Below are 22,881 nucleotides of genomic sequence, written 5' to 3'. Positions count from 1 at the left end.
CTATAATGTCAATTAATAGAATCTTTTCAAGTCAAACTTTGGGGGTGCCGAGTGGAGGGAAAGTTAACAACTATACGCTCAGAAATTGAGAAAAATTTGTCCCGCTCCGGCCATAATCTCGCCTCATTTTCAAAAATTTGTGGCCTGAATCGAGGCAGCCTCAGTGCAATTCTGCATGGAAATCCGCCGAAGCCTATGTCCTTGGGACAAGTAGATGCAATTATAAAAGCCTTTGGTTTTCCAGAAGGCTGGTTATATCCTCTATATGTTGATGAATGCTTCAATGATGAGAAGGTCTCACGCCGTAGAGTGGAGCCTTTTTTGATTCGTTGTGCTGAATTGGGCAAACAGCCTTGTATTGAGGACACTTTAAGCAGATTACTGGAATATCCGAAGTCTCTGGATATCGTTTATTCGGTAGCTGATAAATTGTTTAAAAAAGGTAAAATAGATGAATCGATATTTTTTTATAAAGTTGTAGCTGAGAATGAGTCCGACAGTTACTCGGAGCGGCTCGCAATAAGTCATTATCGTATTTTTAGAGCCATTTTATCCATCGTCGATTCAGACGAGAAGTTACATGCAGTTATTACTTTTGAACCTTTCAGGAATCGTCTACCAGAAAATATGCAATTGGATGGTCTCTTAACTTTGACACAGTTATGTTTCGATCTTCGTCGATGGAATAAAATGGAGTCTTTCGCTGATGAGCTAAGAACGCTGGCTAATGCTGTTTACCGCGAGCAACTGCGAAGTAATGTGGATAAACGTAAGGAAGTTCTTCATACGGAACGTCCATTAGTGGTTTATTACGGTCATGGGTATTTGCTTAAAGCGATTTCGCTGACCAAGCAAGGTAAATATGAAGAAGCCAAAAAGTATACTGCAGGCTACGCAGATCTTGGCTGGTTTGAAATGATGAACGAAGAAGGTCGTCAGGCGGTAGAACAATTTCGGTTATTCGCAATGGGCAATGGTTTCACAATTGAGTTGTTGATGGGTAATGTGGATGTTCTATCTTCCTACGCGGCCTTTTTAGCAGATCACCCAGGTGAAATCTTAGCTGGACTTATAACTATAATGGATGCTGCTAATCGTTACGGGTTCTCTGCTGACAGTGTACTTACACGATTCTCACGAGAAATGTTGAGGTTTGAAGGATTCCAGGAGCCTAATAATGTAGATCGCGTATTTCGTTTGTACTATCAAGTAGCAATCTATGAAATAAATAAGCAATGTTATAGCACAGGTGTAGATTATCTTCTGAAATCTTTGGAGTTATCTATAAAGCAAAACAACGGAAAAGATTTCATTAATTGTATAACCTTATTTGAGACGAGCAGGGATTACGCTACTGCTTCTCAACAGGATAAATATAGAGAACTAGTAAAGGGGGTGAGAAAAAATGAAAAAATCACTGTTGATGATGGTAAGCGTGTTAGCATTGTTTAGCTTCATTATCATTGGACCTGTGGGCTCTGGAAGTAATGGAGGCATTACAACCTATGAGCACGGAGCTTGGTTCTAAGGGTGAAAACATCTATTCAATCCTTAAAATACAGAGCAATACATAAACCGATAACTACTCCCTTGCACTCGTGCTGGGGAGTTTTCTTTTTCGTAATAATTGATAGCGTATTCATAATTTGACAAAGTAATCTGGCGAAAATATAATTAGGTAGCCTAAATAATATAGTGTTTAATAATTAGTTGACCTAACTAAAACAGAGGTGAAGGAAATTGGGATAAACGGAGGAAATACAGAAAATACTGAAAATTCAGTCGCACACGGGCTTTTTGCGGCGATGAAACGCCTGCACAAAGCTCAATGGCAAAAGGGCGTTGAGGGCCACAAGCCAAGTGAGATGACTTTAATGATATGCATTGAAAAATGGAATCATTCTGATGAAGAGGGTCTCAAGGTGTCTGAAATCAGCCGACTACTTGGATTCACTCCTCCTACCATCACGCAGCTGATTAACAGTCTTGAAGCGAAACAGATGGTGGAAAGACGCGCGGATCCTTCGGACCGAAGAGTTGTACGCGTGAAATTGACGGAAAGTGGAAAAGAACTCACACGAAAAGCGGAACATTATCGTGATGTGATGCTTGATAAGCTTGTGCAACACTTAGGCGAAAAAGACACTAAACAGCTCACAGAGCTATTGCTTAAGGTACATGAATACGTTGAGGATAATCCACCACCTGATTGGGATAGGCTACAAATGAACGGAGATGAGAAGCTTGATTAAATTATTTAAACAACTGAAGCCTTTTAGGGTAGCTATTGGTGCTGTATTAATCCTTGTATTTTTGCAGTCCATGGGCGATTTATACCTTCCTACTCTGATGTCCGACATCGTCGACAAAGGGATTGTTCAAGGAGATCGCGCTTATATTTGGAAAATAGGTAGTTTCATGCTCCTGGTTGCAGGTGGCGGTGCTTTATGTTCGGTAATTGCCAGTTACTTATCGGCAAAAGTAGCAGCTGGGTTTGGTAAACTCACCCGTGCACGAGTATTTAACCATGTAGAAAATTTTACGCTACATGAATTCGATAAGCTGGGTACAGCTTCCTTGATTACACGTACAACAAATGATATTACACAAGTTCAAACGGTACTTACTATGATGTTGCGCATGATGATCGGAGCACCGATGATGATGATTGGTGGTATCATCATGGCAGTATCTGAAGATGCTAAATTATCATTGATTTTTGTAGTCGTTATTCCTGTACTTGTAGGGGCGATCTTCTTTATTGGGATGAAGGGTCTGCCACTGTTTAAAGCCATTCAGATTAAGCTTGATAAATTAAACCTGGTGCTGCGTGAGCATCTGACAGGTATTCGTGTTATTCGTTCTTTTAACCGGATTGATCATGAGAATAGACGTTTCACCGAAGCTAACCGTGATCTTACGGATACAGCTATCAAGGTCAACAAAATCATGGCCGGCCTGATGCCGCTGATGATGATTGTAATGAACTTTTCTATGATTGCTATTCTTTATTTTGGTGGAATACGAATTGGTGATGGCGACTTGCAAGTTGGGTCCCTGATGGCATTTATCCAATATGCAATGCAAATTATGTTCTCTCTGATTATGGTATCGATGATGTTCGTGTTAATTCCGCGTGCTTCAGCTTCAGCCGTGCGTATCAATGAGGTGCTGGATATGCAGCCTGAATTTACAGATCCTACTGAGAGTGAACTGCATACAACAGCTCAAGCTACTAAAAAAGACGGACGCGATTCTTTACGTGGTTTTGTTGAGTTTGAGAATGTATCTTTTTCCTATCCAGGGGCAGAACAGCCTGCACTTTCGAAAATTAGCTTTAGTGCTCGTCCGGGTGAAGTTACCGCAATTATCGGGGGTACCGGATCGGGTAAATCTACGCTGCTTAGCCTGATTCCAAGGTTCTATGATGTTAATGAAGGTGCTGTACGCGTAGACGGAGTGGATGTGCGTGAGATGACACAGGAAGAGCTGCGGAGCAAAATCGGTTACATCCCACAAAAAGCAGTATTGTTCTCGGGTACGATTAATGAGAACATCCGCTACGGTAAAGAGGATGCTACGGATGAAGAAATCATTCATGCATCCAAGGTGGCTCAAGCCTACGATTTCGTATCCGCGATGAAGGATGGGTTTGACTCGGAAATTGCTCAGGGCGGGAATAACGTCTCAGGTGGTCAGAAACAGCGGTTGTCCATTGCTCGGGCACTTGTGAGAAAACCTGAAGTTTATCTGTTCGACGATAGCTTCTCAGCTCTTGATTTCAAGACAGATGCCAAACTTCGCGCGGCTCTCAAAGCTGAAACTACGGAATCCACCGTATTGATCGTAGCTCAGCGGGTTAGCACCGTTATGGATGCGGACCGGATTATTGTAATTGATGAGGGTGAAATTGCTGGAATGGGCACTCACCGTGAACTGCTCGAGAGCAGTGATGTGTACCGCGAGATCGTATCCTCGCAGCTGTCAGAGGAGGAAATAGCATGAGTGAACAAAACAGAGAACATAAACCTGCAGCTCCCCGCGGCCATAAAGGACCGGGTGGACCGGGTGGCGGTCCTGGAATGAGGATGCCGGCAGAAAAAGCTAAAGATTTTAAAGGTACACTTCGTCGCCTGATCAAATACTTGCGCCCGCGTATGGTTCAATTGATTATTGTACTAATTATGGCGATTGCCAGTACGGTGTTCAGTATCTTCAGTCCGAAGGTTATGGGTAAAGCTACAACCAAACTGTTCGAAGGTGCTTACGGCAAACTGATGGGTGTAGAGGGTGCCTCCATTGATTTTGGTTATATTAATGATATTCTGATCCTGCTCGCGGGATTGTATCTGCTTAGTGCTTTGTTTAGTTACATTCAGCAATATGTAATGGCTGGAGTAGCGCAGAAGGTAGTTTATGACATGCGTGAGCAGATCAACAGCAAGCTGGAGCGTTTACCTTTAAAATATTTTGACTCCCGTACACACGGGGAAATTCTCAGCCGTGCCACGAATGACGTGGATAACATCAGTACCACGTTGCAGCAAAGTTTAACGCAGCTAATTACCTCAATCGTCACTATTATTGGTGTTATTGTGATGATGCTCACCATCAGCCCATGGCTGACGTTAATCACGATTACTACGTTGCCACTCAGCTTTATTGTGATTATGGCGATCTCTAAACGTTCGCAGACTTATTTTGTGAGACAGCAGAAATCGCTTGGCCAGTTGAATGGTCATGTAGAGGAAATGTATACGGGGCACCGGATTATTAAAGCTTTCGGCCGCGAACCGCAGTCGCTTAAAGATTTTGATGAAATAAATGATAAGCTTTATGATTCTGGCTGGCGGTCTCAATTTATGTCAGGTATGATTATGCCGCTTATGATGTTTATCGGTAACTTGGGTTATGTGCTTATCTGTGTTGTGGGTGGTATTTTTGTTACTAAAAAAATGATTGATGTCGGGGATATCCAAGCCTTCATTCAATATTCACGTCAGTTCACCCAGCCGATTGCACAAACGGCTAATATTGCTAACATTATTCAATCCACCATTGCTTCCGCAGAACGTGTATTTGAACTTCTGGATGAAGAAGAGGAAGTTAAGGAAGTTAATACTACACTTGTGAAGCTTGATGAAGGTGCTCCGGAAGGTTCCGTTGAGTTCCGTCATGTGAAATTCGGTTATAAAGAGGATGCTATTCTGATTGAGGACATGAATATTGAGGTTAGTCCAGGTCAGACTATAGCGATTGTCGGTCCAACTGGTGCTGGTAAAACCACTTTGATTAACCTACTGATGCGCTTCTACGAGCTTAACGACGGGGAAATTATCATTGATGGCGTCAATATTACCGACATGAAACGGAGTGACCTACGTAGCAAGTTTGGTATGGTGCTTCAGGATACCTGGCTCTTTAACGGTACGATTCGTGACAACATTGCTTACGGTCGTGAAGGTGCATCTGAAGCTGATGTGGTGCGGGCTGCCAAAGCTGCGCATGCCGATCACTTTATCCGCACACTTCCGCTTGGCTACAATACGGTGTTAAATGAAGAAGCTTCTAATATTTCACAAGGACAGAAGCAGTTGATTACTATTGCTCGCGCTATTCTTGCCGATCCATCGATCCTTATTCTTGATGAAGCCACGAGCAGTGTCGATACACGGACTGAATTGCTGATTCAAAAAGCGATGAATGCGCTGATGGAAAACAGAACCAGCTTCGTTATTGCCCATCGTCTCTCGACGATTCGTGATGCGGATCTCATCCTTGTCATGAATCAAGGTAGTGTAATCGAGAAAGGCAACCACGAAGAACTGCTGGCCCAAGGCGGATTCTATGCGGATCTCTATAACAGTCAGTTCTCTGAAGGAGATTTGGACGTAGGCTAAATTGAAGTGAAGAAAAAAGTATAGATAACCCATAAACCCCTCTTTTCACATGTTGCTGATTTTTTATGTGAAGAGAGGGGTATTTTATATGTGATGATGTGTTTTAATTTTTCTGAAAAATAAAAAAAGTTTGATTAAAAATTAAAGCATATATATGATAGAATAAAAAATGACCCGCGGCTCATTTTTAAGGCTGCAAGGTAAAGGAGAGGATGAAGGGAATGTCAGGCTACGGAAAATGGGTGGCAGGAAAAAAGACGAAGTGGATTACTCTTCTCGTATGGATAGTGCTTGTAGGTGCACTTACCCTGTTATGGCCTGCAGTGAATTCTCAGGTTGCTAATAATGCGCCTAACCTCCCAGATGATTCACAATCGGTACAGGCAGCAGCTATTGCAGAGCAAGAATTCCCTAGTGGAAGTGGAGTGCCGGCGCTGCTCGTATGGCATAGAGAAGGTGGGCTTTCACAAGATGATTTAGTACATATCACTGCTGTGTACAAGAAGTTGGAGCAGCAACCATTGCCCCATCAGAATTTTGTTCCCCCATTAGGACAACTGCCGCCACAGGCATTACAAGCCTCGTTATCTGAGGATCTTAGCACGCTGGTAACCCCGGTGCTTTTTGATAAAACGGCAGATAGTGATCAGCTCGGTGAAGCTGTGACAGAAATGAAGAAGATCATAAACACAGAGACGGGTGGAGACCCCTCCGCGGCTAAGGTAGATGGAAAAGACCTGAGTTTACGTGTTACGGGTCCAGTGGGCATCTCTATAGATGCTTCAGGCCTGTTTCAGAACGCAGACGTTTCCTTGTTAATTGCTACGGTTATGCTTGTGCTGGTGTTCTTATTGGTGATTTATCGTTCACCGATCTTGGCTTTTATTCCACTTATTGCGGTTGGATTCGCTTATGGTGTAACTAGTCCGATTCTTGGAAAAATGGCACAAGAAGGCTGGATCACAGTAGATTCACAGGCTGTCTCGATTATGACTGTTTTGCTATTCGGAGCTGGTACGGACTATTGCCTGTTCCTGATCTCACGGTTCCGGCAGTTGTTGAAGGTAGAAGAGAGTAAGAGTCGTGCGCTTCTTCGCTCCATTACCGAATCTTCAGGCGCCATTGCTATGAGTGGCTTCACCGTCGTGCTCGCGCTGTTTGCGTTATTGCTGGCTAAGTATGGAGCTTATCATCGTTTTGCCATTCCATTTAGCGTGTCTATCTTCATCATGGGAATTGCCAGTCTAACCCTCGTACCAGCACTGCTGGCAATCTTCGGGCGGACCTCGTTCTTCCCATTCATTCCGCGCACACCGCAAATGGAGGTAGAACGGGCTAAGGCTAAAGGCAAACCTATTCCGGAACCCAAAGTTTCCCGTAAAAAAGGAATTGGTGGTTTGGTAGTAACCCGGCCTTGGGCTATCGTAGGTGTGACCGTTATCGGCCTGGGGATTCTGGCTTCATTCTCCAGTGGCATCAAATTTACCTATGATATCCTATCCTCTTTTCCTAAAAATATGGAGTCCCGCGAAGGGTTCGACCTTATTGGCAAACAGTTCTCTCCCGGAGAATTAGCTCCAGCGAAGCTGATTATTGATACCCAAGGAAAAGCGAGCGGAGAGGATCTAAAGGTCATTCTTGGCGGACTCACCTATGTGGACACGGTTTCCGATCCGCAGCAGGGGGCAGTAAACAAAGATATTGTTGGTTTTGATATTGAATTTAAAAGCAATCCTTACTCACTAGAAGCGATGGGGCATATTCCCACCCTTCTTGATACCGCAGAGCAGGCATTAATCGATGTAGACGTTGCGAACCCTGCGGATTACGTGTGGGTAAGCGGACAGACGGCGACACAGCACGACACTAAAGAGATTGGAGATCGGGACACCGATCTGATTATCCCCGTGGTCATCGGAATGATCACCGTACTGTTGTTGATATATCTGCGTTCAATAGTGGCCACCATCTATCTGGTCGGCACCGTTATTCTCTCCTTTTTCTCAGCGCTTGGCTTAGGCTGGATTATCATTCACTATGTGATGGGAGCAGATGCCATTCAGGGAGCGATCCCACTGTATTCCTTTGTTTTCTTGGTGGCACTTGGAGAAGACTACAACATCTTCATGATCTCGAATATCTGGAAAAAGCGTAAAACCATGCCGCTTAAGCAGGCTATCGCGGAAGGTGTGAATGAGACCAGCTCGGTAATTACCTCTGCCGGCCTCATTCTGGCAGGTACATTTGCTGTATTGGCAAGCTTGCCGATTCAGGTGCTTGTGCAGTTCGGTATCATCACCGCTCTTGGTGTTCTGCTGGATACCTTCGTGGTTCGGCCGTTCCTTGTACCAGCTATTACAACGCTCTTTGGCCGTTGGTCGTTCTGGCCGGGTAAACATCAAGAGGTGGAGACCCCTCAGCCAGATGTAAGTAAATAATGAGTTTATAAACAAACAGGGATGTCTCAGAGCCATATTGGCTCCGGACATCCCTGTTTGTTTTAGGCTTGGGCACAGGACATCGCTGGATAATAGCGCTGCTTGTACCAACTAACTTAATTGTATCTATTAGGCTAATCAATCAGTCAGCTGGACGATAATTACTCTAAGTTTTTACTGTAGCAATTAGCATTTAGAAGCGATAACTGTGTTAATTAGCGGCTGATTCTCTTAGCCAAGAGGTAAAAGACAATTAGCGTGCTGCATTGGCTAGCCCAGTGGTAAAAGACAATTAGGTGGCTCCATCAATAATAGTCAATTAGCTCGTAGCACCGGTTATCTAGCAGTAATAATCAATTAGTTAACTGTACTTATCGGGCTACCATTCCGTACACACTTCTGGTTCAATCTAGCTACTGCTCTGTTTGGGTGGTCCAAATCCTTAGTTACTGGGCGTGCGGCTGATCATTAGTTCATATTTATCGATGGAAGCACCCAGGATTGCGTCATTACCACCAGCACCACGGTGCGACTGACGGAAGGACTCGCTGGAGGTCCAGCCTTTGAATGCATCCTCATTCTCCCATACGGTGCAGATTTTTAATTCCTCGACACCTTCCTTGGCATTTCCACGCCAAACCTCCATACGTACAAACCCTGGCATATCCTGCACACCATTATTTCCTCCGAAACGTTGAGCAATAGCTTCGCCGTGGCCTTCTTTTACTTTAATAGTATTAGTTACTACCAGCATGATAGATAAACCTCCGATCAGAAAGTTAGTATATTTTTCAGGACATTGTGAATCGAAATAGTATAACATGGGAACCTCGAAAATTAGCCAATATCTCAAGGTAACATCGTGATTTTCAACTAACAAAATAAAAGACCATCCCACAAGACACAAGAGTGCGGGTGTTTAGTTGCACTTTGTACACTTAAATTATCCGTCACACCAGAACCGATCGAATAAGTGTATTCACTGCAACTAATTTGTGCGAATCTGGTGAATCGACGAGAATAGCCTTCTTTTAACTGTATAGAGTGCAACTAAAGTATGATTTCTCCTCTAATTGCGCTGAATAGATGTACAAAGTGCAACTATTATCTATTTAAACGTTAAGTATTGTGCAAACTCAGGTACCTGCCAAAAATCAAAGTGTCTACTGCAAGAAAAGTGGCTATAGCAAGTTAAAGTAACTACTGCACGTTAAAGTAACTACCGCAAGTAAAGTGCCACCTCAACCATAACGTTACTCTAAGCCAAAGTGCCAACCCAACTCCATATTGTTTACTCAAAACCACCATTACAGCTAGCACCTAATTCCAGTCCCAGTTCCCTAATAAAGCCCCCAAATGAAGTTACATTGCAGAATGTGCAACAGAATAGCCTGAATGTTATCTGAATAAGGCAGTCTGTTGCATTCTGTACAATAGAATCAAGCCCAAATCGCCTAAAAAGGAGGGGAGCCACTAAACTGATTGCACAACGTGCAATCACCCAAGGCCTCACCCTCGTCTAGAGCGATTCTATTGCACAAAATGCAATCCCCCAGATCACCCGGCTCCCCCCGCGTCCAGCGCGATTTTATTGCGGATTGGTGGTCCATAGTCCTGCTGTTTTTAGGAAGACGCGATCCGGCAGCTTCAAAGCTGTCAGTGCCAATTCAGCAACATCTTCAGGTTGCATCATGCGGTCTTCGTCACCGATTTTAAGTCCAGCATTGGAAGCTAGGCCAGTGTTGACGGTGCTTGGAGTCAAGGCTACGACGCGAATATTGTGTTTGCGCACTTCTTGTGCGAGGGCTTCGGTCATGCCCATGAGAGCGAACTTGGACGCGCAATAAGCAGAGCCTGTCGCGAAGCCGCGTTCTCCGGCTGTGGATGAAATATTGATGATATTTCCGCCATTTTTCTCAATCATCGCAGGCAGTGCAGCACGAGTTACGTAATAAGTACCGTAAAGATTAACTTGGATGTGGCGCTCCCAGTCTGCAGGATCCATTTCTACTAAAGTGCCGAATTTTGCGATCCCGGCATTGTTGATTAATGCATCAAATGCTCCAAGCTCATTTTGCAGGGAAGCAACAGCACGTTCAGCTTCTTCGCGTACGGCGATATCGGCCACGGCAATGCTGACTTTAACGTCATATACTTCCGTTAAGGCTGATTTTAACGCTTCGAGATCACCTGAAGTTCTGGAGATCAGGCCTAAATTAGCACCTTCCTTAGCCAGTGCCATAGCCAAGGCTTTTCCGATCCCTTTGCCTGCACCAGTAATTACAACACTCTTTCCTCTCAAATCCATCTCTATCGTCACTCTCCTTCAAACTTTTTTGAAGCAGCTGCTTCATTCAAGTCTTATTATACCTGAATGCTGTAGGGCAATTACAATCGCCCCTTAGAAAATGGCCTGCAAATTTTCATGAAGCCGAACTGCCTTTTCATGAAAGGTATTATTCATGGAGTTTCGTCAGCGGTACCGAAGCTGGGCCCTCTAAAACCTCGCCATCGTAGGAGAAGCGGGAACCATGGCAAGGGCAATCCCAAGAACGATCCCCGTTGTTCCATTCGCATTCACAGCCCATATGGGTACAGGTTCTATCCACCAGATGAAGTTTACCTTCTGGATCCTTATAAGCTCCCACACGTTTGCCATCATGGAACACAACGGCTCCTTCGTCAGCTTCCAAATCAGTTGTCTTTTTATGGACGATTTCCACTTTGCCCGCCACGAGCTCTTTTGCCACATTGGCATTTTGCACGATGAAGTTTTTTAGACTGGTGCCAGCTTTGAAGCGGGACGGATCGTACAATTCGGTATACGGATTATCTTTGCGCTGAATCTGATCCGAGATGATCTGTGCGGCCAGCGTACCGCTTGTCATGCCCCATTTTCCAAAACCTGTGGCGATATAAATCTCTTCGTTGTCCGAAATCTTGCCGATGTAGGGCACTCTGTCTAGGGTGATTAAATCCTGTGCTGCCCAGCGGTAAGGGATTGTTTTGATGCCGAGCAGATTTCCTGCGAATAGCTCCAAATTCTCATAATGTCCTATCGTACAGATGCCCTGGCCTGTCTTATGGTTGTCTCCCCCGACAATGACCAGATTCCTGCCTTCCCACTCTACTGCACGAAGAGAACGGGTGGGTTCGCTTGCACTTAGATACATTCCACCCTCAAAATCCGTTTCAGGCTGGATCGCCAGACAGTAGGAACGTTCAGCATGCAGCCGCGAGAAATATAGTGCTCCTCCATCGTAGAATGGGAAATGAGAAGCTGAAACGGCGTAGCGGCAGGTGATCCGATGCTCGTCCTTTTCAGTAAAAAGCGTAAGCTTATCGTTCTTCTCCACCTTATCCGCCATCATCGTATGCTCATAGATTACGCCACCTTTATCCTGAATGACCTTCAGTAGCCCCTTCAGATATTGCAGCGGGTGAAAGCGGGCTTGTCCTGGTAATTTAATGGCACCACTGGCCATCAGAGGTATAGAGACGTTATCTAGCCATTCTCCGGGCAGACCCAATTGTTCATAGGCTTTATACTCTTCCTCCAGTTGTTTAAGCGTTTTATGATCTTCAGCATCCGCGTACAGAAAAGCCGCCTCATGTTTCATGCCGCAGGATACTTCAAGTTCCTCAGCCGTATTCTGGATCCAATTCATAGCCTCGCTGTTCGAGCGATAATAGAGCCGGGCTTGCTCCTGTCCAAAATGCTTTATCAAATGATGATAGATTAACCCGTGCTGTGCTGAGATTTTTGCACTGGTAAAACCCGTAGTGCCACTCAGAATTTCTCCGGCTTCTAAGAGCGTGACTTTGTAGCCTGCGTTGCTGAGGAGATAGGCTGTTGTAATGCCTGTAATTCCACCGCCTACCACTGCCACATCTGTAGAAATATCTTCAGCCAGCTTTGGAAAAGCCGGTAAATCCGTGGTATCTCTCCATAATGATTCCGGAAATTGTGGAAGACTTTGCGTTATTTTACGGTTTGGGTCCATCTATTATCCCTCCATCTTTACAATCTTCATCTCATTTATTACCACAGTCCTGTGAAAAGAAACTTCCCATTCCATCGTGCTGTGCATGAATTCAGAGAAACAGTGCCAAAATAAGGTGGAAACTGGGACGTAAAGGATAAATAGGAGGGATGATGTTCCATGTCAGTTCAACAGGATAAGGACAATATTTCTCTGGAATGGATCAAAGATCAGCTGAACGGGTTCGCGGATTTAATCGATAAAACAAGCGTTGCCCCTTTTGGGCAAATCAACCTGCTCTATATCAAAAGTGTTACAGATGCGCAGACACTCAGCCGCCACGTGATTGCGCCGTTTTATGAAATGGAGAGTATTAGCGCTTATCAGGATTACATTATGACTTATCCGGGCACTGAAGAGGCGACTACGAGAGAGAAGGCGATCGACCTTTTGCTCAGTGGTTATGTGCTTCTGGGTATAAAAGATGTGATATATTTCTTCGATGCTATCAGTACGGAGAGCAGCGGTGTTAGTGAAACGTCTGCCGAAAGTATTTCACAGGGGCCGTCAGATGCACTGACAGAGGATATAGCGATTAATTTGAACATGATTCGGCGGCGTTATCAATCCACTAATCTCAAAATGGAGACCATGGTCATCGGCGATGTCTCTAAAACAAAGATAGCTATTTTATACGATGACAGTCGTGTTGACCATAACGTTTTAAAAGAATTAAGGGAGAAGATGGGAACGCTAAAGGTTGATATTTTGCAGGCTACAGGAGAGCTTGAGAAGTTTATAAGCAGTGACAAATTAAGAATACTCCCTAAGTCCATCATCACCGAAAGACCGGATAGAGTGGTGTTTAATTTGTCTGAAGGAAAAGTAGCGATAGTGCTGGATACAACCGGTTATGCGATAGTGCTGCCTTCTATTTTTAATGATTTCTTTACATCCATGGATGATAAAATACAATTTCCTATCGTGGGGCGATTCCTAAAGCTGCTTCGGATTATCGGTGTGTGCATGACGTTGTGGCTGCCTGCGCTCTATGTAACACTCACCTCGTATAACCCAGAGATTATTCGTGTGCAGATTGCCTTGCTTATTGCGGGCAGTCGTGCGACTGTGCCTTATCCATCTTTTGTGGAAGTGCTTTTAATGCTCATGATGATGGAGTTTCTGACTGAGGCGAGCTTACGGCTCCCCAAGGCAATTGGTCCAACGGCCACGACGGTAGGGGGGCTTATCTTGGGGCAGGCAGCGACGGCAGCAGGACTTGTAGGAAATATCATGATCATATTGGTTTCTGCTGTTGCGATATCTAATTTTCTAATTCCGCTGAATATGATGAGCTTGTCCATACGAGTGCTGAAGTATATTTTTCTAATTGCCGCAGCTTTTTTAGGATTGGTTGGGGTAGTAGTCTGTGTCGTGGGATTCGCAATGTATTTATGCAAACAGCGTACCTTCGGACAACCTTATTTCAGATTGTTTTTTCTCGATAATCTCGGCAAGAAGAAGGGTGGAGAGCATTGATGGCCAAAAGCCGTTATTTCTACTGTCTTTTTCTGATGAACAGCCTGATCAACATCATTAATTTTGTTCCAAGGGAACTAATAGACAGACGTTTTGGTGGCGCTTTGATGTCCATACTAATCGGAACGATTTTGGGCACTTTGTTTGTCTATATATTTACTGTACTGATTGCTAAATTCCCCGGCAAGGGGTTCCCGGAAATATTTGACTCTTTGCTTCCTAAGAAGTTATCCAGAATCTTACTGGTCCTTTTTGCTGGCTTATGGTGTGTGGCCGGGGGAGTTACATTGCTTTCTTTTGTAGATATTACGCTGCGGTTTATCAGTCCGGATTCGAGTCCTTATACGGTTGTGATCAGTTTTTTAGTCTTGGTCTGCATCTGCTGTCGCTTCGATTCTCTATCACTCTTGTACGGGCTTGAAATCATTCTCAGCGTATCCTTACCTTTAATTATTTATGGCCTCGTAAAAGCATTGACCAATCCGGACTTTAATTGGGATTCTGTTCTGCAGGTCACTACATACTTCTGGCATAAGCCGGACCTAATGAGCCTTGCGGCGGCTACCTTTTCGTTTAGCGGTTACTTAAACCTGGCCATATTTAATCGGGTATTTCATGGGCTGAAGCTGAAGCATGTCTGGATTTTAGGGGTGGAGGGTCTTTTCGTATTACTCTTGACTTTTTTAGTTCCCATCGGCTATTTCGGAACCGTTGCTATTGATAGACATGTGTATACATGGTTCTCGACGGCCGACAGTATTCGGATGGAATCCTTTATTATTGAACGGATGCTGTTTATTTTTTATTTTGCCTATTTAAGTTTATCTCTGGTGAGTGTAATCGTTCATTGGCATGGAGGTTTAGAGCTTTTTAAAGGTGCTCTTTCATCTGCAAAAAAACAGTCCCCAAAAGCAGAGCGCTGGAAAGAGTGGGGGATCCTAGGCTTGTTTAGCGCGATGGTTCTGTCCTTAATGGGGCAGGATCAGTATCAACTTAATATGTTTGGTGCCTGGTTTCTGCAAATTCGCTGGTTTGGTGAGATGTTCATCATCGCTCTGTTGTTTTATTGTTATCGCAAAGCTAGGAGGGGGAAGCTATGAGAAGAGTACTTGCTGGAATTGGAATTACCTTGCTCCTTCTTCTTCCCGGTTGTGACTTCAAGGAGATTGATTTGCGGATTTTCGTGTTAGCGATCGGCGTTGACCAAGGTACAGAAGCAGGGAATTTTAAAATTAGCTTGAAACTTGCCATCCCTCAGGGGGATGTTACTAAGATTGATGAGAAGATGCAAATCTTGACTGAGGAGTCTCCAAGCATTTCGGAAGCCCTTCGTAGAATGAAATCCAGAGTGGAAAAGGAACTTGATTACTCCCATTGTAAATCAATTGTTTTGGGGGAAGGGGTTGCCCGTGAAGATATTCTCCATGTTATGGATTGGGCTGTGCGACGTAGAGATATCCAGCTTATTGTCAATTTTGCAATAGGGCGTCCGGAAGCACTTCAAGTGCTGAAGGTAAGACCCGAATCGGAGCGGATCCCATCGAATTCTCTTATTCTGGCTATGAGTGGACAAGGCACAGAGTCTCCATTTATTTCTAGTGTGTATTCCTTTCAGCTGATGAGAAATATCTTTGAGGAGGGGATTGATCCAATCCTGCCGATTATTGAGGCCAAAGGGGATAAGGAGTTTTTAATTGATAAAATTGCTCTGCTGAATAATGAGAAAATCAAAATGGTTCTTACGCCAAATGAGACCCGGCTATATAATCTGCTGTCACGCCCGAATCTGCGGACTAACTTACCCGCCCATTCCGAGGGAATTATGTTTCAATATTACACAGAGAGGTCATCCTCGCACTATAAAATCGTAACACCAGAGCAAGGGAAAGCTACTATTCGTTATCATATTAAGATAAAAGGTATTCTCGAAGAGAGTAGTAGCCCAGATCTGGTGACACATCACATGTTGAAGAAGATCCAGGAAGCCGGGGAAAAGGAATTGGAAGCGGATATCTTAGCATTGCTGACCAAAATACAAGCCAGTGGCTTAGATCCCTTGGGTTGGGGGCTGCATTATGGAGCAAGGCATTTTAATAACGATACGGAAATGAAAGTGTGGAAGGAGCTCTATTCTAAACTTGATTTCCAAGTGAAGGCTGATGTAAACATTAAATATTCAGGAATGATTAGGTAGCTTGTAAAGTAACATGTGGATAAAAATGGGATTGACGTTCCCATTCACAAGATTTATACTTGATCTAAAAATAAGTTAGAGGATGATAGGAATGAAAAGTCTAAATTTGACCTCCCAACGTCAAGCCGTTTACGATATCGTCCTTAATTCACATGACCATCCTACTGCTGCGGAAGTAATGAATCGGCTAGTAGAGCAGGGACATAGCTTAGCATACGGTACGGTATATAACTCTCTGCGTTATCTTTCAGATAAACAAATGATTCGTGAGCTTAAGCTTGGTGAAGCTGCCAGCAGATATGACGCACGTATGGATGATCACCAGCATATCATTTGTGAAGTTTGTGGAGCAGTGGATGAGGTTATGAATCAAGTTCCGCGTGAATGGATGAATACAGTGGCCAAGGATACCGGTTATACCATTGGTCATGCTCATGTAGTATTCGGGGGCGTCTGCCCAAACTGTAAGAACAAAAAGAATAATTAGGATAGAGGTGCCGGAGCCTGTGCTGCGGTAATAATATGTATATCCGGAGAGACCGCTTTCATTGAGGCGGCCTTTTTTGTTGCATTTATATGACAATTCTCAAAAAAAATGAGAAAAACAAAGAAAGATAGGAGGAAAATCGGTTCCTAAAACAGATTTTAAATTATATATTAAGTCTGGTAAATGTATCCTTGCCTAAGACTCAGATGAGAGAGAGATGATGACGTCTATGAAAAAAAATGCGGGTATGACTATCCGTACCAAGTTAATTCTTACATACCTAATAATACTGCTGCTGCCCAGTATTATAATAGGCTGGCGAACCTATCAAGCTGCCAGCCAGGAAGTGGAAGATCAACTGGTGAACAATGCTACCGAAAGTGTGTTGGCCGTAAATGAAATCATTAACTCTAATATTCAATCCAAAATAGATGCGATTTCTTATTTTGCCGCGGAGTTTTCATCTGAGGGGATCAACAGTGAGGGATCTGGGGGGACTTCCTCTGCTGTAAAAGCCAGACTGAAGGAATATGTGGCGCTGCATCCGGATGTACTGAACATTTATGTGGGTACAAGCAATGGCAAGGCTATTCATGCTTTAGATGCTAAGCTGCCAGAGGGTTATGATCCAAGGCAGGAAAGCGCCTATATTAATTCTCTGAAGCAAGGAAAAGGGGCAGTGATTTCTCCGGCTTTTCAAACCGTAAATAAGGAAACCGCGATTGCGATATCAACGGTTCTTAAGGGCGGTGATGGGGTGATCACAATGAATCTTAACCTGTCTACTTTAGGGGAGCTAACCTCAATTAAGGTAGGCAAGGAAGGTTATATCCTTATCGTTGATAACAGCAAGAAGTTTCTAGTTCATCCTACAGAAGCTATCGGGCAGGAATCGTCTGATGATTTTGTAAAGAAAATGTTCGAGAAAGAACAAGGGGTCTTCGATTATGTCTTCAAGGATACGTCCAAAAAGATGACCTTTATGGTCAATGAACTGACGGGTTGGAGAATCGGAGGTACGATCAGCATTGATGAGGTTAACTCAGCAACTAGTGGAATTCGCGATACAGCTCTGCTTGTTATTGTAGTTTCCGTTCTGCTTGCGCTGGTTGTGATCTATTTTAATATTCAATCGATTTTGAGACCACTTTTCCGGCTGCGGAAAGCAACTGCGGTGATAGCCAAAGGTGATCTGTCGGAAGACATGGGTGTTTTCCGTAAAGATGAAATAGGGCTGCTGGCAGAGAATTTTCAATTAATGGTGATCAGCTTGCGCGAGATGATCATTGGCGTGCAGGAGATGACAAGCAATGTATCCTCCTCAGCGGAAGAACTGACGGCTAGTGCGGATCAGACTGCCCAAACGATTGAGCAGGTGACCATAGCGATTCAGGACGTAGCGGCAGGGACGGAGCGACAGGTGGTTAGTGTACGAAAAGGAATGGAGAGCACTGCCGCTACAGCTAGTGAGGTCGAGCAGATTTCCACATATATGGAGCAAGTATCCACAATGATGGACAAGACTTCACTCTCAGCATCAGAAGGTAATGATTCGGTTATCAGCGTGGTGGACAAAATCAATGGTATCCATGAAACGGTCGGAGAGCTGGGCAGTGTAATTGACAAGCTGAATGAAAGAACCAGTCAAATTGAGGGCATTGTTGGTGTCATCACCGGGATTGCCCGCCAGACCAACCTGCTGGCCCTCAATGCTTCCATTGAGGCAGCCAGAGCCGGGGAACAAGGGCGTGGATTTGCGGTGGTTGCTGCCGAGGTGCGTAAGCTGGCAGAGGAATCAGAGAGATCCGCACATTTGATTGCCGAACAGATTACCGCTATTAATAGTGAAATGCTGCTGGTAACTCATACGATGGAAGACACCAGACAGCGCGTATCCGAAGGCATTGAGGCTGTGGATACTTCTGGACGTTCTTTCTCTCGTATCCGAAGAGCAGTAAAGAGTGCCGCAGAGAAGATTGAAGCCATGGGTGGGGTTGTGCAGACTTTATTGGTGGAATCTAATGATATGGAGAAGGCTATTGGGGAAATTCGCGGCATATCGGAAGAGGCGGCTGTGAATACGGAAACTATCGCAACTGCCGCACAAGAGCAGCTTGCTTCTGTAGAGGAGATGGCATCCTCGTCTACCGACCTTAGCCGTCTTGCAGAAGAACTGCAGAAGCTGGCGAGCCGCTTTAAGATAAACGCTTCTGGTAATAAGAATGATTTCTGATAGGAGAACCGTGCTTTTTATCTTCCCTTTTGAACTCCTTTGCAAGTATACTGATAAACAATAATGTTGGGTTAGGCAATGGAGAGAGGAGAGATAATAGGAAATGGCAGAGCAATTAAAAGGGATCACTGTCGCCTTGGCGGGTCCGCGCAAATCGGAAGAAATGGCCAAGCTGGTTCAGAATATGGGGGGGACGGCAGTATGCCGGCCTGCTCAAGGGACTGTATTTCTTGATGACGAGGCCTTGCAGGAAGGTTTGAATGCATGGATCAATCAGCCTCCCTACTTGGCGATCCTGACTACAGGGATGGGACTTGATGCTCTCTTCGATATGGCTGAGCGAAAGGGGATCGAAGAACGTTTCTTAGAAGTACTTTCTGGTTCTATTATTGCCGCACGGGGTTATAAGACAGTGAATGCTTTGAAAAAAAGAGGACTTACGCCGGAGGTTCGTGACGACGACGGAAGTACAATCGGATTGATTCGTGGGCTTCAATCCCTGAATTTGCAGGGGAAAGAAGTCGTTCTTCAGCTGCACGGCGATCCAGCTCCTCATATGCTTGCATGGCTGCAGGAGGCTGGGGCTACTACCCGCCAAGTGCTGCCGTATCGCCATACCCCACCTGAGCCGGGCGAACTGGAAAGATTGCTTCTAGAAATCATATCAGGCAAAATTGATGCCGTGGCTTTTACGAGTGCACCACAGTTTCGTTTTCTCTGTCAATTTGCCCGGGAACAGGGAAAGCTGGAAGAAATGCTGAAGTCTTTCGAGGATAAAGTGCTTGCTGTTTCTGTAGGACGGATTACCTCTGAGGCGCTTAAAGAAGAGGGCGTACAGCGTATCATTATGCCTGAGCATGAACGGATGGGAAGCATGATTGTAGAGCTAGGCAAATATGTGGCGGCGAATCGCTAAGTCACAAGTTGCGTCAGCTTTACACGAATGACGTTATCGCCCAGAAGCATTCCCGCCTGTTATCATGGCCGGGGATGCTTTTTTACCCGGAAAAATAAGCCCAAAGAGCAATATACCTGCCATCTGCATGGACATTCGCGGCAGTTTTCCTTAGAATATAGGCAACATGTGACGAATAATAACAACGAATAAGGAGGAGGATCCCATGGACAAGAGAAAATGTCTATTACTTGGTGATTACACCCATCCCCGGTTTCATCCACTTCAAGGAGTGGACCAACAAATTAGTGAGATCTTAAATGATTTATTAACCGTGCAATGTTCAGAAAATAAAAAATTAATGCGCATTGAGCATTTAGCAAGTTATGACCTATGTATTGCTTACAATGAATTGTGGAACGAAACAGTCTCCCCTCAACAAACGGCTGGTTTGCTCAGCTATGTAAGTGGAGGAGGCGGACTCATTGTTCTTCATACGGGAGCTTCGCTGACGAAACGTAACGAGCTTGCACAGCTAATCGGGGGTCGATTTAACGGACACACAGCTTACGAACCCCTGAACTTCAAAGTGCTAGAGCATGACATTACCGAAGGTGTGGAAGATTTCCAATTGGATGAGGAGCCCTATCATTTTGAATTTGACCCGTTCACAGAACGGACTATTCTACTTCAATATGAATCTGAGGGGCAATGGATTCCAGGTGCATGGTGCCATAGCTATGGTTTAGGACGAGTAGTATTCCTTATGCCTGGTCATCATGAACCTTCCTTCCGTCATCCGGCACTACGTAAACTAATTCTACAGGCGGCTACTTGGGCTGCCCGTATTCCGGTCACTAACTAAGCAATGTTGTGTTTTTTTTGAAATACGTACACAGTGGGGTATACTTTAATCATAAACTCCGTTATGTAATGAAACGGAATCTTTGGGAGGAAAGTGCCATGAGTGATTTGTTTAAAAAAGCGATCTCTTTAGGAGTGGGCCTCACCATTGTCAGTAAGGAAAAAGTAGAGAAGGTTGTTGAAGAACTAGTGAAACGCGGGGAGCTTGCTCCTTCGGAATCTAGGGCTCTCGTCGATCGGTTGATTGAACGTGGTGAGGAAGAACGAGGCATGTTCAAATCTGCTGTACAAGAGCAAGTACAACGCGTGCTGAAGGAAATGAATGTGCCTGTACAAAACGATATTGCCGAGCTGGAAGGGCGAATTGCAGTATTGGAGCGCCGGTTGGCCGAGCTAGAGGGAATTTCCCATCTAGAGGGAACATCGGCGGAAACGCGTTCGGACTAAATGGCAGTACGCATTAGACATGCCGGACGTTACCGGGCAATCGCCATGGCGCTTATGCGCCATGGTTTTGGCTATATGGTGGAAGAGCTGGGGCTCTATCACTTACTATCCCTTCCACGTCGTCTTGTAACGCAGGAAGCACACACAAGCCTTACGCTCGGGGAGCGGATTCGGCTGGTGCTGGAGGATTTGGGTCCAACCTTTATTAAGCTGGGACAACTCGCCAGTACCCGTTCAGATCTGCTGCCTGATTCTATTATTCAGGAATTGGTAAAACTACAGGATAATGTGCCTCCTTTTCCTGTCGACCGCGTGCGCGCGATCATTGAGCAGGAACTGGACCAGCATATGGATGAAATCTTTAATTCTTTTGAGGATACGCCACTTGCTGCGGCATCCATCGGTCAGGTGCATAGGGCTGTGCTTCACAGTGGACAAGTCGTAGCTGTTAAAGTTCAACGTCCTGGTATTCTGCGAACGATGAGCAGGGATTTGGAAATTCTCAAAGATTTAAGCATGCTTGCTGAAAAGCGGCTCGCTTGGGCGAGGCAATATCAGCTGTGCCGTATGGTAGAGGAGTTCTCGAAATCGCTGCTTGGCGAGCTGGATTACAGCCAAGAGGGGCGTAATGCAGAGAAAATCGATCAACAGATGGATTATGAGGGAGTGTACATCCCGGATATCTATTGGGACTATACGTCAACACGAGTGCTGACGATGGAATATGTGGTAGGGACAACACTGAGTCGTCGCGATGAGTTGCTGAGTAAAGGCGTTAAGCTTAAAGCCATTGCTCAGCAACTTGTGGAGATGATGCTTAGACAAATCTTCATTCATGGTTTTTTCCATGCTGATCCTCATCCGGGCAATGTGATACGGATGGGTGATGGAAAGCTGGCTTTGATTGATTTTGGCATGATGGGTCGGCTGAATGAGGAGATGAAGGAGCAGCTGTCTGCACTTATTATCGCTCTGATGCGCAAAAATACGGATGCAATGGTCCGGGCAATTTTGCGTCTTGGAGTCATTCCTGAGGATGCTGATCGAAGTGCGCTGCATGATGATATGGATCGGCTGCGGGATGAATATTATGATGTTCCATTTAGCAAAATGAGTATAGGCAAAGCCCTGAATGATCTGTTCGGCATAGCGCGAAAACACCGTCTAGTGCTGCCGCCGGATTTGACGATGTTAGGGAAGACAATGCTCACGCTGGAGGGAGTCATCAGCAACTTAGATCCAACCATCAGTATTTTGGAGATGGCGGAACCCTTTGGGCGGGAACTTGTGAAGCAGCGCTTTAGCGGCAGTCGATTGCAGCGTAAGTTCCTGGGAGGCGTAGCCGACTTAACAGAGAGTCTGCTGGAGCTTCCTGGGCAGGCAAAGCAGTTATCCGCGCTGATCAGTAAGGGGAAGATAAAGGTGGAGATTGTGGCACCTGAGATGCAGAATCTGGAGCGTAAGCTGGACCGGGTAGGTAACCGTTTAGCTTTCAGTATTGTGATGCTCGCGTTTAGCATCATCATGACAGGGCTCATTATTGGTACTGCGATGCGTGGACAGCCCTCAGTGTTATGGAATTTCCCTACAGTGGAGGTTGGCAGCGTAGTGGCACTTCTGATGTTCTTGTGGCTGATCTATGCGATTTTTAAATCGGGAAGGTTCTAGCTTAAGGGATTTGAATAATTATTCTTCAGCAGTTTCACACAAATGCCTTTCTATCAAGTACAATATAAAAGATAACTTTCTAAGCTTAACTTTACTTCTATTGTATAAAGTGGAATGGAACGCAAATGGAGTGCCGTCTTAACGTCCGGTGGATCGCTGCTGCCCAGAAACCGAACTTTGACCGCACTCTTTTAACGGGTCAAGGGATACATGGGACGGAAGGATGCCGGTGA

17 protein-coding genes are annotated in these 22,881 nt (G+C 44.9%); 14 read left to right on the top strand and 3 right to left on the bottom strand.

The window, feature by feature from the left end:
* Positions 1-51 precede the first annotated feature (51 nt).
* The 5 genes from NST58_RS30960 to NST58_RS30940 all read left to right on the top strand — a co-directional run bounded on the left by NST58_RS30960 (position 52) and on the right by NST58_RS30940 (position 8,338).
* Positions 52-1,452 (top strand): DNA-binding protein, encoded by a 1,401-nt coding sequence (locus NST58_RS30960; protein WP_076123994.1) that lies wholly within the window; start codon positions 52-54, stop codon positions 1,450-1,452.
* 278 nt (positions 1,453-1,730) lie between these two features.
* On the top strand, positions 1,731-2,252 hold the full coding sequence (locus NST58_RS30955; protein WP_081383179.1) for a MarR family transcriptional regulator: 522 nt from the start codon (positions 1,731-1,733) through the stop codon (positions 2,250-2,252).
* The gene (locus NST58_RS30950) at positions 2,245-4,005 is read left to right on the top strand and encodes an ABC transporter ATP-binding protein (RefSeq protein WP_076132622.1); all 1,761 of its coding nucleotides are present in this window, start codon (positions 2,245-2,247) and stop codon (positions 4,003-4,005) included. The genes NST58_RS30955 and NST58_RS30950 overlap by 8 nt, the downstream gene beginning before the upstream one ends.
* Positions 4,002-5,900: an ABC transporter ATP-binding protein gene (locus tag NST58_RS30945; RefSeq protein ID WP_339245341.1), complete on the top strand. Its 1,899-nt coding sequence runs from the start codon at positions 4,002-4,004 to the stop codon at positions 5,898-5,900. The genes NST58_RS30950 and NST58_RS30945 overlap by 4 nt, the downstream gene beginning before the upstream one ends.
* Before the next feature lie 212 nt (positions 5,901-6,112).
* Complete coding sequence (locus NST58_RS30940) at positions 6,113-8,338, top strand: MMPL family transporter (RefSeq protein WP_339245338.1); 2,226 nt, start codon at positions 6,113-6,115, stop codon at positions 8,336-8,338.
* Positions 8,339-8,780: 442 nt separating this feature from the next.
* Here NST58_RS30940 and NST58_RS30935 read toward each other — a convergent pair whose 3' ends face one another.
* The 3 genes from NST58_RS30935 to NST58_RS30925 all read right to left on the bottom strand — a co-directional run bounded on the left by NST58_RS30935 (position 8,781) and on the right by NST58_RS30925 (position 12,342).
* Positions 8,781-9,092 (bottom strand): antibiotic biosynthesis monooxygenase, encoded by a 312-nt coding sequence (locus NST58_RS30935; RefSeq protein ID WP_076179209.1) that lies wholly within the window; start codon positions 9,090-9,092, stop codon positions 8,781-8,783.
* A gap of 834 nt (positions 9,093-9,926) precedes the next feature.
* The gene (locus NST58_RS30930) at positions 9,927-10,646 is read right to left on the bottom strand and encodes a 3-ketoacyl-ACP reductase (protein ID WP_036681981.1); all 720 of its coding nucleotides are present in this window, start codon (positions 10,644-10,646) and stop codon (positions 9,927-9,929) included.
* A 148-nt stretch (positions 10,647-10,794) separates the two neighbouring features.
* On the bottom strand, positions 10,795-12,342 hold the full coding sequence (locus NST58_RS30925) for an FAD-dependent oxidoreductase (protein ID WP_076182015.1): 1,548 nt from the start codon (positions 12,340-12,342) through the stop codon (positions 10,795-10,797).
* 159 nt (positions 12,343-12,501) lie between these two features.
* On the opposite strand from NST58_RS30925, the gene NST58_RS30920 reads away from it, so the two are divergent.
* From NST58_RS30920 to NST58_RS30880, 9 genes are all read left to right on the top strand, one after another.
* Positions 12,502-13,860: a spore germination protein gene (locus NST58_RS30920; RefSeq protein ID WP_339245333.1), complete on the top strand. Its 1,359-nt coding sequence runs from the start codon at positions 12,502-12,504 to the stop codon at positions 13,858-13,860.
* Entirely contained in the window at positions 13,860-14,960 is a 1,101-nt protein-coding gene (locus NST58_RS30915; RefSeq protein WP_076123983.1) for a GerAB/ArcD/ProY family transporter, read from the top strand. Before NST58_RS30920 ends, NST58_RS30915 begins: the two co-directional genes overlap by 1 nt.
* A complete protein-coding gene (locus NST58_RS30910) occupies positions 14,957-16,054 on the top strand; it encodes a Ger(x)C family spore germination protein (protein ID WP_076123981.1) in 1,098 nt (365 codons plus the stop codon). Before NST58_RS30915 ends, NST58_RS30910 begins: the two co-directional genes overlap by 4 nt.
* 91 nt (positions 16,055-16,145) lie before the next feature.
* Positions 16,146-16,541, top strand: coding sequence for a transcriptional repressor (locus tag NST58_RS30905; protein ID WP_076123979.1), 396 nt, complete (start codon positions 16,146-16,148; stop codon positions 16,539-16,541).
* Between the two features lie 229 nt (positions 16,542-16,770).
* Entirely contained in the window at positions 16,771-18,774 is a 2,004-nt protein-coding gene (locus NST58_RS30900) for a methyl-accepting chemotaxis protein (protein WP_339245330.1), read from the top strand.
* 103 nt (positions 18,775-18,877) lie between these two features.
* Positions 18,878-19,690 (top strand): uroporphyrinogen-III synthase, encoded by an 813-nt coding sequence (locus NST58_RS30895; RefSeq protein WP_339245328.1) that lies wholly within the window; start codon positions 18,878-18,880, stop codon positions 19,688-19,690.
* Between the two features lie 205 nt (positions 19,691-19,895).
* On the top strand, positions 19,896-20,534 hold the full coding sequence (locus NST58_RS30890; RefSeq protein ID WP_339245325.1) for a ThuA domain-containing protein: 639 nt from the start codon (positions 19,896-19,898) through the stop codon (positions 20,532-20,534).
* 98 nt (positions 20,535-20,632) lie between these two features.
* Complete coding sequence (locus tag NST58_RS30885) at positions 20,633-20,980, top strand: phasin family protein (RefSeq protein ID WP_036681962.1); 348 nt, start codon at positions 20,633-20,635, stop codon at positions 20,978-20,980.
* The gene (locus NST58_RS30880) at positions 20,981-22,648 is read left to right on the top strand and encodes an AarF/UbiB family protein (protein WP_076182022.1); all 1,668 of its coding nucleotides are present in this window, start codon (positions 20,981-20,983) and stop codon (positions 22,646-22,648) included.
* Positions 22,649-22,881: the final 233 nt, after the last annotated feature.

It is taken from the genome of Paenibacillus sp. FSL R10-2796, assembly GCF_037965315.1.
Classification (GTDB): domain Bacteria; phylum Bacillota; class Bacilli; order Paenibacillales; family Paenibacillaceae; genus Paenibacillus_AQ; species Paenibacillus_AQ odorifer.
This window is presented reverse-complemented; position numbering and strand designations above follow the sequence as displayed.